At 36.8% G+C, this 14,194-nt stretch carries 16 protein-coding genes, 1 other RNA gene and 1 other annotated feature; of the genes, 1 reads left to right on the top strand and 16 read right to left on the bottom strand.

Going from position 1 to position 14,194, the window contains the following annotated elements:
- Window positions 1-310: 310 nt before the first annotated feature.
- The 11 genes from FS458_RS20685 to FS458_RS09940 all read right to left on the bottom strand — a co-directional run bounded on the left by FS458_RS20685 (window position 311) and on the right by FS458_RS09940 (window position 10,241).
- Window positions 311-469, bottom strand: a complete 159-nt coding sequence (locus FS458_RS20685) for a hypothetical protein (protein ID WP_186320510.1) — start codon at window positions 467-469, stop codon at window positions 311-313.
- A gap of 72 nt (window positions 470-541) precedes the next feature.
- Complete coding sequence (locus FS458_RS09985; protein WP_144700161.1) at window positions 542-892, bottom strand: helix-turn-helix domain-containing protein; 351 nt, start codon at window positions 890-892, stop codon at window positions 542-544.
- A 9-nt stretch (window positions 893-901) separates the two neighbouring features.
- Window positions 902-1,585, bottom strand: coding sequence for a UPF0489 family protein (locus FS458_RS09980; protein ID WP_144700159.1), 684 nt, complete (start codon window positions 1,583-1,585; stop codon window positions 902-904).
- A 31-nt stretch (window positions 1,586-1,616) separates the two neighbouring features.
- Complete coding sequence (locus tag FS458_RS21210) at window positions 1,617-1,883, bottom strand: hypothetical protein (RefSeq protein ID WP_144700157.1); 267 nt, start codon at window positions 1,881-1,883, stop codon at window positions 1,617-1,619.
- 659 nt (window positions 1,884-2,542) lie between these two features.
- Entirely contained in the window at window positions 2,543-3,463 is a 921-nt protein-coding gene (locus FS458_RS09970; protein ID WP_144700155.1) for a tyrosine-type recombinase/integrase, read from the bottom strand.
- 107 nt (window positions 3,464-3,570) lie between these two features.
- On the bottom strand, window positions 3,571-4,719 hold the full coding sequence (locus FS458_RS09965; RefSeq protein ID WP_144700153.1) for a THUMP domain-containing class I SAM-dependent RNA methyltransferase: 1,149 nt from the start codon (window positions 4,717-4,719) through the stop codon (window positions 3,571-3,573).
- A 134-nt stretch (window positions 4,720-4,853) separates the two neighbouring features.
- Window positions 4,854-5,264: RNase P RNA component class B (gene rnpB, locus FS458_RS09960), an RNA gene on the bottom strand.
- Window positions 5,265-5,339: 75 nt separating this feature from the next.
- On the bottom strand, window positions 5,340-5,654 hold the full coding sequence (gene gpsB / locus FS458_RS09955) for a cell division regulator GpsB (RefSeq protein WP_137789389.1): 315 nt from the start codon (window positions 5,652-5,654) through the stop codon (window positions 5,340-5,342).
- Window positions 5,655-5,736: 82 nt separating this feature from the next.
- The gene (locus FS458_RS09950) at window positions 5,737-6,297 is read right to left on the bottom strand and encodes a DUF1273 domain-containing protein (protein ID WP_144700151.1); all 561 of its coding nucleotides are present in this window, start codon (window positions 6,295-6,297) and stop codon (window positions 5,737-5,739) included.
- A gap of 412 nt (window positions 6,298-6,709) precedes the next feature.
- The gene (locus FS458_RS09945; RefSeq protein WP_144700149.1) at window positions 6,710-7,975 is read right to left on the bottom strand and encodes a ribonuclease H-like domain-containing protein; all 1,266 of its coding nucleotides are present in this window, start codon (window positions 7,973-7,975) and stop codon (window positions 6,710-6,712) included.
- Window positions 7,965-10,241, bottom strand: coding sequence for a DEAD/DEAH box helicase (locus tag FS458_RS09940; RefSeq protein ID WP_144700147.1), 2,277 nt, complete (start codon window positions 10,239-10,241; stop codon window positions 7,965-7,967). Before FS458_RS09940 ends, FS458_RS09945 begins: the two co-directional genes overlap by 11 nt.
- Before the next feature lie 373 nt (window positions 10,242-10,614).
- Here FS458_RS09940 and FS458_RS09935 point away from each other — a divergent pair, with 373 nt between their 5' ends.
- Window positions 10,615-10,986, top strand: coding sequence for a cyclic-phosphate processing receiver domain-containing protein (locus tag FS458_RS09935; RefSeq protein WP_144700146.1), 372 nt, complete (start codon window positions 10,615-10,617; stop codon window positions 10,984-10,986).
- Between the two features lie 47 nt (window positions 10,987-11,033).
- Here the strand turns inward: FS458_RS09935 and FS458_RS09930 are convergent, their stop codons facing one another.
- The 5 genes from FS458_RS09930 to FS458_RS09910 form a co-directional block, all read right to left on the bottom strand.
- The gene (locus FS458_RS09930) at window positions 11,034-11,837 is read right to left on the bottom strand and encodes a protein phosphatase 2C domain-containing protein (protein WP_144700144.1); all 804 of its coding nucleotides are present in this window, start codon (window positions 11,835-11,837) and stop codon (window positions 11,034-11,036) included.
- Entirely contained in the window at window positions 11,824-12,285 is a 462-nt protein-coding gene (locus tag FS458_RS09925; RefSeq protein WP_144700142.1) for an HIT family protein, read from the bottom strand. The genes FS458_RS09930 and FS458_RS09925 overlap by 14 nt, the downstream gene beginning before the upstream one ends.
- Window positions 12,286-12,325: 40 nt before the next feature.
- Window positions 12,326-12,547: a binding site (T-box leader), on the bottom strand.
- Between the two features lie 64 nt (window positions 12,548-12,611).
- On the bottom strand, window positions 12,612-13,100 hold the full coding sequence (locus FS458_RS09920) for a dihydrofolate reductase (protein ID WP_144700140.1): 489 nt from the start codon (window positions 13,098-13,100) through the stop codon (window positions 12,612-12,614).
- 8 nt (window positions 13,101-13,108) lie between these two features.
- On the bottom strand, window positions 13,109-13,534 hold the full coding sequence (locus FS458_RS09915) for a flavoprotein (RefSeq protein WP_144700139.1): 426 nt from the start codon (window positions 13,532-13,534) through the stop codon (window positions 13,109-13,111).
- Window positions 13,518-14,054, bottom strand: a complete 537-nt coding sequence (locus tag FS458_RS09910; RefSeq protein WP_144700137.1) for a GNAT family N-acetyltransferase — start codon at window positions 14,052-14,054, stop codon at window positions 13,518-13,520. The genes FS458_RS09915 and FS458_RS09910 overlap by 17 nt, the downstream gene beginning before the upstream one ends.
- Window positions 14,055-14,194 lie beyond the last annotated feature (140 nt).

Genomic DNA, 14,194 nt, shown 5'->3' with positions numbered 1-14,194 from the left:
TTTCCATATTTTATGCACATTTTTGAATAATTTGCTTATATTACATCTGTTCCATTTCTCCCATCTCCTTCCTTTTCTATCTATTATTAATATATAACGACTTTCCGAATAAGTATACGATTATAGAATTGAAATTTAATGCTGCAAATACAGTATTTATATAGGGTAAAGGTATATATAATTTAGTTCTAATGACCTTTTTATTAATATTTATTCATTTATATTGCATATTGTCGATAGATGTCGAAAACTTTTTAAGCAAAAAAAAGCAGCCCCTATAATTAAGGCTGCTTTATCGTCCATATTCAACTTACTTAACTTCTTCCAAATCCCTCTTATATGCTCCTGGCTTACTAAATGCTTCAAGATACGCTTCTCTATGAGCTTGTACATTTTCATCTTCTTCTCTAAGATAACTAATCGTCTTTTCCTCAGCTTCATTGTCTACAAATGTTACATCATTTAGCATGTTCCTATATCCCCCTAATATGATCATCGAATTAGTACAACAAGTAGTGTACTCGGTTATAAAAAAATTTACCTATTTAGCCAACTCTTCTTGAAGTTTAACTATGTTGATAAAAATGTCTCGGATTGGTTTTAATTGATTTTCACTAAGTTTATAGTCATCCCAATAAAGGTCATCTTGATTTAAGAATGCTGCAAGATTCTTTCTGTCTGTATTGGGGAATGGATCATCCGTTAAACCTAAAATATAATCAGTAGACACATTATAAATACCAGCTAATTTAATTAGTTTATCAATAGGTGGTTTCTTCTGTTCTTTTTCATAACCATTATAAGAAGATTTAGCAATGCCAACCATTTCACCTATCTCTGCCATCGTGTATTTTCTAGATTTTCTAAGTAATCTCAGTCTTTCTCCGTACATGTTATCACCTTACCATTCTTCATACTTATTCAAATTAACATTAAATTCTTCGAAGAATAATTTTAGCAAATATATAGCTTCTTTCGCCCCTCCGCAATGCTCTGGAGAAACCGCAACTGTTACAATATCCCAAGGAAGCATATACTTATAAAAATGATTCAATTGGTGCCGAATAATATTTTCGTGCATTAAAACGGAGTTTGAGTTGTAATCCATATAGTTTGTATTAAAATAGTCTAAATCTAGGTCTAATATTGTTGAGGTATTTTCGGAAAGCTTGTACCAATGATTTTTATATTCATCTTCAAAATGGTTTAATGTATACGCCCTGTTTATCTTTTCATCTAGCGTTACATTCCTATCATCACTAATAAAGAACAAGTTTTTCAAAGTTCCGTTTTTCATCGAAGGTATAATAAATTCGGCAATCTCTAATTTACTTGCTTCTATAATTGCATCATCATAACTAGTAATTTTTTCAACCGTACCATATGGCTCGCAATAATCAAGATGTGCATCAATGTGAAATAATGACGCACCTTTATTAATTAACTTCCGTAATCTAGCTACTTCCCATGCAGCAAATGCCCAGTTATGATCTTTCATTAAAAATATTTTTTGCTTTGGGAAAAAATATCTTTTATTGTCTGATATAACACTTCTAATTATCTTATTAATTTCAACTTCATGCATAAATGTTTTTCCTCTACTTAGAAATTATTTATTAGTACTCACTTGCTCTATAACCAGCTTCTTCTGCTTCCTCTTCTGTACAAAACCACTCTTCAGCATCTGTAACATCATAATACCTTCCACCTGGTACATGATAGATAAGCTCTCCATTATAAGTAGTTTTATTTCCTTTTATTCCCGGATCTTCGCACGTTTCCTCGCTACTTACTTTAGATGACTCTACTTCTACAAACTTACTGTAACAAAAGATTGCCAATACAACTGAAAATCCAATTACAAGCATTGATCTAATACTCATTAATCCCCCTACTTCCAATAGTTTCAATATAATACAATTATAGGATACAAGACGTAATTTAGGTAACTTTTTTTATTAACTAAGCTTGACTTTATGAGTTTGACCTTTTACTTTTGGTTGAGGGTATGGAATACGGCTATGTGCAGTTGTTGCCTACTGTCAAAGACTAAAAAAATCAATGACAATAGACAAGCGACACTTTTGTATATCGGGTTATGGTATCCGTATATCAGCCCCTATTTGTCGAGGATTTTTCATCCTAGCAAGCCTACTGCTTCAGATAGCCCTGGCAGTGGTATGTGGCTTGTCTCGCGAGTATATCTACTCCTATCCGTCCACTCCTAACCGTTAATGGTCGTTAACACCATTCGGAAAGCATACAGAAATAGGGTGCTGTATATTAGCTTTCCTAGACTTAGTTATTGCATCGCTTAAGTCATAAGCTTTCAAGGTTTGATTTACTTGCTATTAGTCGGCTCTCCAGCAAGGAAATACCAGAATGAGTACATACTTTAATAAGCCTACTTGATAAACGATTTAAAAAAGTTTAAAATAGGGTTTAACTGGTACTTCGTATTCAGTTGTCTGTATTCAACAAAATACATTTATTGGAGTAAAGACTGTTCCCGCAGCTTTACTCCTTTTTTCTTTTTTTACTACTAGACATCAATAGAATTTAACGGATTATATTTATCATTTTGTTCTTTTAGTGCTGTCCCCCACAGATTTACGTATTTTTGAGTCATTTGGATATTTTCATGTCTAAGTAGCTTTGATAACGAAAAGACATCCATGCCCCCTTTAAGAGCTCTAGAAGCAAAGGTGTGACGCAAAGTGTGAGCACTAAGTCTAACTCCAGTGAAACTCATTGCTTTTTTCAAGGTTTTAAAGAAATAAGTAATAGCTTCCTCAGTTATTTGTTTGTTATCTCCTGTAGGAAAAACATAAACTGGATCTTCACCGATAAACTCCCTCAAAAAGATTCTATATTCTGCAAGTTCTTTTTTTAACTTTAGAGTGAAAGGGATACTACTCACTTGTCTTTTTTTACCGTAAAGACTAATTACTTGATTTTCAAAATCTATATCTGACCATTTCAAGTGGGGTATCTCGCCTCTGCGGCATCCAGTAGACAGAAGAAAGACAAATAGTTGTCTATTACGGTAAGCTGCGAAAGAATTCCCCCTATAATTAAATCTTCTTAAGTGGTTTAAGATCTGTTTGATTTGTTCATCTGATAAAACCTCAATCCTAACCTCTTCCTTCACGGATTTAAGTTTCTTAGCAGGATTCCTTTTTTCATCAATGATTTCTTCATCAACCAAGAAATTAAAGAAAACTTTAAACACTCTTGTTTTACCATTTAGTGAAGTAGGCTTGTTTTTCAATTCCTTTTTACAATATTGTAAGTATTCTTTGAGTACCGAAGTAGTAACATCTTCTATATTGATTATTGATTTACCAACACACCAATCTTTAAAAAGCATGAGACCAGTCTTATACATTTTGATTGTGTAGACTGAAAGATTTCGGTATTCTCTATCGGCTACAAATTCTTCAATCGCATATTTAAGCAACAAAAAAACCCACACCATTCCTCTAAATTTTCATTAGAAAAATAATGTGGGTTACTAACATAATTACGTAGGTGTAATATCACCAAAGTATTTTTTATCCCTAAATCCCTTTACGACTGGTGCTGTCTAGGCGGACGTTTTCCAAAGTATTGATAATAGTCCGTCTTCAAATCTCCGTTATAAAGCTTACGTTTTTTTGTTGCTGAACGGCCATAATATTCTTCAAATTTTTCATTTGAAGTAATTACGTACACACTCCATGTATCATACGGTTTCATCGCCATACCTAGGTCACGATACATCTGTGCTACTTCTTCTCTCTCACCTAGTCGCTCTCCGTAAGGAGGGTTTGTAACAAGACATCCGTAATCTTTTCTGGTCGTAAAATCTCGTACTTGCATCTGTTTAAACGTGATAAAGTCTTCGAATCCAGCTTCGTTTGCATTGTTCTTAGATATTTCGATCATCTTATGATCAATATCAGATCCTTGAATCTCAAGAGGAAGATCGTATTTCGCAACATCTTGAGCTTCTCCAACTGCCTCATACCAGACCTTTTTATCAATCCAGTTCCATTTTTCTGAAGCAAATTCACGATTTAGTCCTGGTGCGATGTTTTGTCCAATCATCGCAGCTTCAATCGGCAATGTTCCAGATCCACAGAAAGGATCTGCGAAAGGCTTATCAGGTGTCCAATTCGTTAGCATGATTAGAGCTGCAGCCATCGTTTCTTTAATCGGCGCACCTGAATGCAACTCACGGTATCCACGCTTGTGTAGACCTGTACCACTCGTATCTAGCGTTAATGTCGCAATATCTTTATGAATCGCAACCTCAATACGATACAAAGCTCCGTCCTCAGGAAACCACGTCTTACGGTTATAAGCTGTTTTCAAGTTATCAACTACTGCTTTTTTAACGATTGCTTGACAGTCAGATACAGAAAACAGTTTGGATTTAACAGATCGGCCGATTACAGGGAATTCCCCATCTTCAGGTATAAAATCAGCCCACGGAAGTGCTTTCGTTTGCTCGAAGAGTTCATCGAACGTCTCCACTTTAAACTCACCGACCACTAATTTTACGCGATCTGCCGTTCTAAGCCATAAGTTAGCTTTGACTAACGTCTTCTCATCACCATCAAAATAAACTTTACCGTTTTCAACTTTTACATTTTCAAAACCTAGAGCGCGAACTTCATTGGCTACGAGTGCTTCTAATCCCATAGCGGCTGTTGCTAGCAGTCGTAATTGTGTCATAATATGAACTCCTTAATTATCATCAATTCTTATGTTAATAAGTATACCCTTATTTAGCTGCACTTTTTTATGTAAATAGAAAAAGCCCCGGTAAACGGGGCCCTCATTCAGCTTTAATTTAGGTACCAATAACGTTCTGTAAGCCATGTTCTGTTCCTTAGTACTGCAAGCGGCTGGTAGCCTCGTACACCGGTGGTAATCATCTATCTACAAAAAGCCTTGGCTTCTTGTTCTCCCAATCGTTCAATTCCGAAATGGGAAACTCCCCTACCATAATTTGGGTTTCTCGCTCGTGGGGTTTACCGCGTTCCACTCCCTCTGTTTCCATCGGGACTACGTCACTGTGGCACTTTCAAGGTATTAACACCATATCATTAAGACTTAGGTGCGTTCCCTGCCGTTAGTTCAGTAAGCTTTATTCAAGCAAACCAATCTACCCTGGCTTATTTTTTGGCCAGGCACGATCATTACGGTCATCTCAGATCCGTGCGAGCATGGACTTTCCTCTAAACCTGAAAAATCAGATCCAGCGATTACCCGAACGCTATTGATTTAATTTTTAAAAGCAAGATTCATTATAGCATGCTGAATGTAATAAAACAAATGGATAATTACTGGAATCAATCGTACAGTTTACTGCCAAAAACATGTTTTTCCAAGTTAGACAAACGCTGAAGAATATCGGAGTTCGTCGTGCTTGAAGTTACTGCAGACATTCTGCGTGTTTGCTGATGATCAGTAGAATTTTGAGCTTCTTTACGCAGTCGATTGTTTTCTTGAACAACTGCATCATACTCTTTTTGAAAATTTTCATAATCCTTAATAATAAGATCTAAGAATTTGTCTACTTCGTCTTGATCATAGCCACGAAAGCCTTGTTTAAAGTCTTTTTCCAAAATTTCTTTCGCCGTTAAATGAAAACGCTGTTCACTCATGTGAATCACCTCACACAAAGATTCTAAAATTATTTTTTCACTACCTGACCTAAATGTCAATTTTTTTCGACTTTAGATTCATTTATTCATTACGATTGTATTGTTCCTCTTGTACAAGAACATCCAAGTCATAAGGAGTAATATAAAATATTTCGTACGAATTGTCCATTTCCTGCTTTTGTTTGGCTGCATCTAAATAATACTTCGGTGAACCGTCCTTTTCTTCGTCGTAAAGTAGCAAGACAGCATCGCTTTTTTGTACAAGAAACTGATTCTTAGCTCGAAGCTGTCCAGGCGACTCATAAGGCTTGCGGCTAACCGAATCAACAAAATCGGCACCAGCTAATATTTCATGATATTTTTCCTGAACATTTTCTTTCCAACGAGATTCTTGCTCTAAGAACGGCGTAAGAACAGCTAGCTTTAAATCAGAAAACTCTGTTTGAAGTTCAAATACCACTTCTGCAGCCCACATTTCTACACCAGGTTGCCCACTGATGATTACCCACTCTAACCCTTCATCCAGAAGTGAGACCAACTTTTGAGCAATTGCTTTCTTAATGTAGTATACCCCTTCGTGTTTATCACTAAAAATACCGAGTTCATGAGCTTTGTAGCCACTGACAAGCAGTGTTTGAAGCATGTTTAGAAAACCTCCTATTAATGAAAAACACCCGGCTCTGTCTATAGCCGGGGCTTCATTAAAAGTTTTGTGTTGTGTGACTGATTTGATTGCCAATCATTACTGTTAACCCAACGATCACAAAAAATAGAACAACAATCCACTGCTTCACTTACCATCTCTCCATAGCTTAAAATATATATTTCCCTATTCTTAATTTCGGTTATTGCGCGAAAACAATCGAACGTTCTAGAAAATTGACGAAAACTCAGTAGAATTATGAGTTTTTATGGCGTTTTTTGCGCTTACCCGGGCAATAAAAAAAGGGGGAATTTATTTTCTTAAGAACATTTTTATGTCCTCTTATATTCTACAAAAAACAAAGCCAATTGAGAAGAGATATTTTGCAAGAATTCATAAATTTGACGAATATTTACGAATATTGGATGACTCGCTGTTCTAATCGTTCGATTCTTCTCGCGAACGCTTGTTTTTCCTGTTCTTCTTTCCTTTTCGTTAACCGTTTTTTTTCCTTCCACCTGGAATAAGCCATTACTGCAAAGTAAAGAGCTTTTTCATAATCTTTTTGAATATGCTCATAATACTTAGAAAGCTCTATAGCCGGCTCTTCATCTAAATCATTCTCATCAAGTAACTCTAACCAATATCGAACAGAAACCTCAAGCCCATCTGACTTTTTGTATAGTGCGGCTAAAGATTTTTTTGATTGAGATGTTAGTGAAGTTCCTGTTTGCAGCACTTCCTGGTAGAGGGCCATCGCATGTTCTTTTTGGTTTAAGGCTTCAAACCATCTTGCTGATTCATATGTCTCTCTTTCAGTTCTAAAACCATTACCTGTTACAATCCCAGACATGTGTGTATAAAGAGTGATAAGAGAAAGAACATCCCACTCATTGTGTTGAAAAACACCTTCTAATAGAGTAGGATCACCTTCATTGCAATATTGAAAATACAGCATTGGCGCAAGATAACCAGGTGTATCATGTATTCGATTCACACCTAGCATCTCTTTTTCAACAACAGAGAGTTTTACAGCTGGTAACGTATCTTTCCAAAGCCTCCTCGCTCCGTGCAGCAGATCAAAGTGACCAAACTCTGGCAATGAAGGTACAAAATCACGAATTAAAGTGTGCCGCGTCTTCACTTGTGGCCAATCAAACGATTTTCCATTGTAGGTGACTAAGTTCCGGAGTTCCTTCACATGATTTAAGAAATAATGGTAAAGAGCCACTTCAGATCCTGGACCCGGCAAAAAGAATTGGTGGACTAAGACATGATCTCCTTTAATCTGACTCATTCCAAGCATAAAGATGGTATTTCCTGCTCCGCCACTCAAACCTGTTGTCTCTGTATCAAAGAACAATAGATCAGCAGCGTCAAGATTCTTGGCGTGTAGTGGGTGATCAGCATCAACATCTTGCCAATTCGATACAGCATTTAAAACATCAGAAAACTGATAACGGCCCCATTGGGTATCTATAGAGTATTTTACTTTTCGAACGATACAATAATCATCTTCGAAAAAATAAGCTGAAGCTCCAAACTTCTCCCAATAGTCCGCATGCTGAATTCTTTCACCAGTGGAATCTTCTAAATTTCGCTTACTTTCAACAGGAGGATCAAAGACCGGGTTGACCATATGCTTTTTTAGTCGATTCAGCTTGTTTTTAATCGACATGTTCTGTCGCTCCTTTGATTTGAAAGATCAATTTTATAGCGAGATTCTTGCTGTTATTTCCTTCTTCTAACGTTCCCGTACAAGATGGACAGCCGCTTTCGCAAGGACATTTTTGAATCATAGCTAATGCCTGATCCAGAACCGTATCCCAAGAACCATACACCTTTTCACTAAGCCCTATTCCACCTGGATATCTGTCATAAATAAATATGGTAGGCTGTTGATTATGAACCGCTTTAACCTGAGGGACAACGTGAAGATCGTTTGCATCACACATCACGAACAGTGGAGCAACATGACGCAAAACGTGTGCGATCCCAAGCAGGCCAGCCTCAAGCTTCTCATCACTTAACTCGTTATTTTCAAACGTTAGCCAAGTTGCAGATGTATGCAACTCTTCTTCCGGAAGATGAATCGGTCCTGAACCAATATTGTCATGTGTTTCGAATTTAATCTTTTTAAAGATGGTTGCCTTTGCTACTACCATCACATCACCATAGGCTTTAGCATTCTGTTCATGTGACGTTTCTTTATCTACTTCTAGTACATTCAAAGAAACAGCGAGGTTTGCGTCTGTAAAATAATCCACATCTACTTCACGAACAAAAGCTTTCTTTTCTTCGTAATCGAGCTTCTCAACCTGATATTGTGTACCTTGATGAAGGTAGATCCCTTCTTCGTGAAGAAGCGTCATCGAACTAAAGCGATCCATCTCACCGATCACTTTTACATCAGCCACATTACTTTGATCGATGATCACAACGTTTTCCTGTGAAGCAGAACGAAGTGAAATGTTATGCGCAGGAAAAGAATCGTTCATCCAATAAAAATGCTTCCCCCTCTTGTGCAACACTTGTTCATCTACTAAAAATTCTAGTACATCCTCGATCTCTTGATCACCAAATTTCTCCTTTTCTTGAAACGGCAACTCATACGATGCGCATTTCAAATGATCAACTAAAATAATCAGATTATCAGGATTCATCCGAGCAGACTCTGGAGATCGTTCAAAAAAGTAATCGGGATTCTGAATCACGTATTGATCAAGTGGAGAAGAGGAAGCCACCATGATCACAACACTCTCATCTTGTCGACGCCCCGCTCGCCCAGCTTGCTGCCATGCACTTGCGATCGATCCTGGATAACCAGTGAGAATACAAGCATGAAGCTGACCAATATCTACTCCTAATTCTAAAGCGTTTGTTGAAACAACTCCCAAGATATCTCCATTACGAAGTCCTTTTTCGATAGCACGTCGTTGTTTAGGAAGATATCCGCCTCTATACCCTTGAATGGACTTCGTACCAAACTCTTTTTTTACAAGTTCTTGCAAATACGTAAGCAATATTTCCACTCGTACACGACTGCGTGCGAATACGATCGTTTGAATATGATTTTCCAAGAATAGCTTTGCTAGGTTCCTGGCTTCAAGCGTAGCGCTTCGCCTTACGTTCAACGGTTTATTTACAACTGGCGGATTATAGAAAAGAAAATGCTTTCGACCCGCTGGTGCTCCATTGTTATTAATAAGCGTCATCGGATTTCCAGTGAGTTGCTCAGCCAGCTCTTTTGGATTCGCAATGGTTGCTGATGTACAGATAAAAATGGGATCACTGCCATAAAAATTGCAGATTCTCTTTAAACGGCGGATGACATTTGCCACATGGCTGCCGAATACACCTCGGTATGTATGTAGCTCATCTACCACCACATATTTCAGATTTTCAAACAGCGATACCCATTTTGTATGATGTGGAAGAACAGCTGCATGAAGCATATCTGGATTTGTCATAACAATGTTTCCCGCTTTTCTAACGACCTGTCGGATATTTGCTGGTGTATCTCCATCGTACGTATAGCTTTTTATATCTAATCCCATCTCATCGATCAGTTCGTTCATCTCTGACTTTTGATCTTGAGCGAGAGCTTTTGTTGGAAATAAATACAGAGCTCTTGCCTCAGGATTATTAGCGACCTCTTGCAGTACAGGAAGGTTATAACAAAGCGTTTTTCCTGAAGCTGTAGGAGTAACAGCTACAAAGCTTTCTCCGCGTAAAGCTGCTTCGTATGCAGATAACTGGTGTATATATAAGGAAGAAATCCCTCTTTTTAAAAGAGCGGATTGAATATTCGGATGCAAAGAGTCAGGAAGTGGCACAGAAACCGCTTCTCGTGGCTCGATTGTTTTCCAATGAACAATTTGGTTAGCTAGCTCTGGCTCTCTTAAAACGTCCATAACTTGTTGAATAGATTTTTTTCGAAACATAAATACCACCTCGTTACTATTTTAACGAATATTTGTTCGTAAAGAAACAAGGACTTAAACTGAAATGTTTAAGCCCTGATTGAGATTTTCAACAAAATCATACAATATTAAGTCTTATTTGTTAATTTTTGATAATAATCCTACTTTTCTTGAAGGAAAAATGAAAATGACAAAGAATTTAATGATTTAATATTTAATTTATTCAAATACTTACTTATCTTTTATTCTAATAACGGAAGGAGTAAACGATGTTTCATTTAAACCACGTGATAAACTTACCTTGGACTAATGTGTTATAATTAATATATTAAAATAACTTGGGGTATTAGACTTTTCTTAGTCACCCTCCGTTGAAGGAAGGGAGTGCAAGAAAATGAAAAAGATCAGTGTATTTATGGATGATTATCGTAATCCCCCTGAAGGATATGTCTTCGTTGAAACGATAGATGAATGTATGAATCTTCTGAGGAACCATGACATTGAACATCTGTCTTTAGATCACGATTTATTGAGCAGAACAAGAAATGGACTTATGCTCGTAAAAATGATGATCAATGAAAAGTTATTTGCCAATCGAATAACCATCCACTCTGCGAATTCTGTTGGTGGCAAAAACATGTACAACTGTCTTAAACAAGCTCAAAAAGACTTAATCATGCCTCACACTATCATTGTTTCCTTACGTCCACTTCCACTTAAATATATCCCGCCACGTGTGCTTCAGCATTATAGTGATATTAAATAATAGATCCCATTCATATATAACTAAAACTAGATTAGGAGGAAGCAGCTTTACAGATCACTTGGCAAACTAGCTGTTTCCTCTATTTCAACAGACCAGGCGATAATAGTTGTGCTATCTCTTACATGATTTCTTTTAATTTCATCCAAAAGAAACTTAACGCCTTCATCCAATCCCATACCGCTCATTACTTTTTGAACCTCTGTTGCCTCTTCAAATGAAACACCTGGACATTCAGTCAGTCCATCAGTTGTCATGAAAACTTGGTTGAGTCCTTTTCTCATTTCTTTCTTCCCCGTACTATAACAAGGTACTGGAAGTTCAAATGTATTAACTTCACCAACCCATTCATAAAAACTTCGCTGAACAAGCTGTCTTTCACCTAATGCTGTCAGTTCTGGATGAAATAGATGAAGAATACAATCCCCTACCGAAAACCACCATAAATACTTTTCTTTTCGAACAACGATTAAACAAGCTGTTTCACCCGTTGTCTTTCGGCAGGATTCCATAAAAACAGGATCTTGGAATAGTTCTAGTATAAGATGATCTAATTTCTTTAGTGCTGAACCAGCAGATTCTGAGAGAACAAGCTTGATCTCATTCTCGTATTTTATAAATTGATTAATAACGAGTTCAACACTCTGTGCTGTCTTATGTCCATCCAGAACAATTGCGAATTCCCAATTTTCAGCTTCATTTCCCCATACTAAACATCCGTCTTCGTTTTTATAGGAACCACTTTCAGAATTACCTCCAAATCTACCTACTGCAATATTTTGTACGCGTGTTATATCTATTTCATCAACGAATGTCTGATCACTTCCAACCCAGGTCAAATTAGAATTCTTCATATGTGTTCTCCTCCAAATAATTTCTAACACGTTCGCAAACTTTAATAATATCTTCATTCCTTCCAAGTGGAGCTTCTGCCCAACCATAGACTTCATTCGGTCCCCAATATTCCTCTGGTGTATTGGGAAAACGCGGGACGATGTGCATATGTAGATGAGCAACAGAATTACCTGATACGAGTGCATAAATGTGCTCTGCATTTTCAGTTTCTTTCACCGCACGGCTTACTCGAGCCATAATCTGACCGAATGCATGTGCTTCTTTGATAGTAAGATCCCCGAGACTTGATGCGTGACGCTTTAGATCAATCATAATATGACCAAGATAAGAAGGGCGATCACCTTTATCAATATGACCAACATAAACAAATTCATCTTCATATATTTTCACACCTGCTGTGTCAATTGTGCCTCTATGTTTGGCACAAATAAAACAATCCTCACTCACTTTTCATCTCTCCCTTTAATAGAAAAAAAGCCCTCGTCTCTAAAGAGACGAAAGGCTATTCCTAACGTGGTACCACTCTTCTTCGTTCACAAGAATATTCTCGCAAACCTCAGAACCTGATTACGGTGGTTAACCGTACAGACTTCATTTTTGTCTGTCCACTCCAAGGTAAGTTCAGGATATTTGTTGACTGCATCTCACCAATTCTGCAGCTCTCTAATCAACAATTTAAACCCCTACTACTCCTAATCATCATGTTTAAACGATGGAAAACTTTTACTAATGATAAGATGATTAGAATTTTCTGTCAAGTTGATTTTTTCGACTCACATAATTCTTATGTATTGATGAAAATAATAGGTGTAAGGATTCTGCTTGTCCTCTATCCCTTTGACTCTAGAAATCTCTTTCCAATCTCTTTCATTGATTTCAGGAAAGTAAGTATCACCTTCAAACGTATGGTGTATTTTTGTTAAATATAATTTAGTTGCCATAGGCATAAACTGCGTATAAATCTCTTCTCCACCGAAAATAAAGACTTCTTCATCGTCTCTGCATGTTTGTATCACCTCATCTGTAGAATGCACAATTAAACAGTTTTCGGGTGAGAAATCTCTTTTTCTCGTAAGCACAATGTTCTTCCTTCCAGGCAGTGCTTTACCAATTGATTCAAAATTCTTTCTGCCTAAAACAATGGTTTTTCCCATCGTAATCTTTTGAACATACTGCCAATCTCTCGGTAACCTCCAAGGCAGATCATTGTCTTTACCTATCACTCTATTTTCGTCCATAGCAGCTATCATTGAAAAGTTCATAGCGAATCTTACCTTTCTGTTGTGGTGAGCTTTAAACTAAGCATCTTTTCTATTGGTATTTCTGCCTCAATATAGCTTCTTACCATTTTCCAACTTCCTTGTTCCCATCTAAAAGTCTGAAAGAACAAGCTAGCCGTTTTTATAGGTTTATCATCGATAATTAGCGATGCCCAAATAATTGCCAGCATCTCATCTTCTTTTAAAGATACGATTACATCATCTTCTAGCATCCACTCAGCGTTCCTCCCTCTTAACCCATTAAATGCATGATTCAATCCATCAATAGATTCTTCATAGCCAAAATCATATACCTCCTTGCCCCTTATTTCACGAGCTGTATAATCAGGCGAAACAACCTTCTCAATTCCTTTTATTGAAAAAAGTCTCCAACTATCTAAGTACTCTTTAAAAAATTCATCAAAAGATTCTTTCATCTTCCCTCCTAAGAAGTGGTTTTCTATATTTACTATGCCTATCACTCTCGCCTATATATTGAAATCCATTATCAGCATAAAACTGATTCAACTTACGATTATTTGCTACACAATCAAGTATAATATTATCTTTATCTTGTTTCTCATTTGCGTTTATTTCAATCCAATTCAAGATTTCTTTTCCTATACCTTTGTTCATAAATGACGGAGACACTGCTAATCTATGTAAATATAGACAATTTCCCACCTCATCTTTCCCAAAGATATGCACGTCCCATTCTGTTTGCTGTGGTGATAATGTAAAGGTAGCAACCAATTGTTCATTTTTCATCACTGTATATGTCTCATTTCTTTCGATAGCACTTTTGATTTCTAAATCTTCACCACCCTCTAGCAAATATCGCCATTGATCAATATTTCCGTCTTTCATCCATTGTGCACATTCTTTTAATAGACTAATAACCATTTGAAGATCATCAAGAGAAGCTTTTTGAATATGTAATGACTTTAATGAGTTCATTTAACCTTTACCTCCACTTCATTTTAAAATAACCTTCTGTATTCATTAAGTGAATCCTCCTAAAATTACCTATAAACAAAAAAACAGCAACTCTAAAGCTGCTGTTCTTTCCTTCTTATTTAACGGTTAAATCATAGATT

The sequence above is a fragment of the Fictibacillus phosphorivorans genome (genome assembly GCF_007673525.1).
Taxonomy (GTDB): domain Bacteria; phylum Bacillota; class Bacilli; order Bacillales; family Fictibacillaceae; genus Fictibacillus; species Fictibacillus phosphorivorans_C.
This window is presented reverse-complemented; position numbering and strand designations above follow the sequence as displayed.

Bases quoted from the DNA above. Each gene is read 5' to 3' on its own strand.
- FS458_RS09980 (WP_144700159.1), bottom strand. From the start codon at position 1,585: ATGCATGAAGTTGAAATTAATAAGATAATTAGAAGTGTTATATCAGAC.
- FS458_RS09940 (WP_144700147.1), bottom strand. From the start codon at position 10,241: ATGTTTCGAAAAAAATCTATTCAACAAGTTATGGACGTTTTAAGAGAG.
- FS458_RS09985 (WP_144700161.1), bottom strand. From the start codon at position 892: ATGTACGGAGAAAGACTGAGATTACTTAGAAAATCTAGAAAATACACG.
- FS458_RS09930 (WP_144700144.1), bottom strand. From the start codon at position 11,837: ATGAAGAATTCTAATTTGACCTGGGTTGGAAGTGATCAGACATTCGTT.
- FS458_RS09910 (WP_144700137.1), bottom strand. From the start codon at position 14,054: ATGAACTCATTAAAGTCATTACATATTCAAAAAGCTTCTCTTGATGAT.
- FS458_RS09915 (WP_144700139.1), bottom strand. From the start codon at position 13,534: ATGAAAGAATCTTTTGATGAATTTTTTAAAGAGTACTTAGATAGTTGG.
- FS458_RS09950 (WP_144700151.1), bottom strand. From the start codon at position 6,297: ATGCTTCAAACACTGCTTGTCAGTGGCTACAAAGCTCATGAACTCGGT.
- FS458_RS09935 (WP_144700146.1), top strand. From the start codon at position 10,615: ATGAAAAAGATCAGTGTATTTATGGATGATTATCGTAATCCCCCTGAA.
- FS458_RS09965 (WP_144700153.1), bottom strand. From the start codon at position 4,719: ATGACACAATTACGACTGCTAGCAACAGCCGCTATGGGATTAGAAGCA.
- FS458_RS21210 (WP_144700157.1), bottom strand. From the start codon at position 1,883: ATGAGTATTAGATCAATGCTTGTAATTGGATTTTCAGTTGTATTGGCA.
- FS458_RS09945 (WP_144700149.1), bottom strand. From the start codon at position 7,975: ATGTCGATTAAAAACAAGCTGAATCGACTAAAAAAGCATATGGTCAAC.
- FS458_RS09920 (WP_144700140.1), bottom strand. From the start codon at position 13,100: ATGAACTTTTCAATGATAGCTGCTATGGACGAAAATAGAGTGATAGGT.
- FS458_RS20685 (WP_186320510.1), bottom strand. From the start codon at position 469: ATGCTAAATGATGTAACATTTGTAGACAATGAAGCTGAGGAAAAGACG.
- gpsB (WP_137789389.1), bottom strand. From the start codon at position 5,654: ATGAGTGAACAGCGTTTTCATTTAACGGCGAAAGAAATTTTGGAAAAA.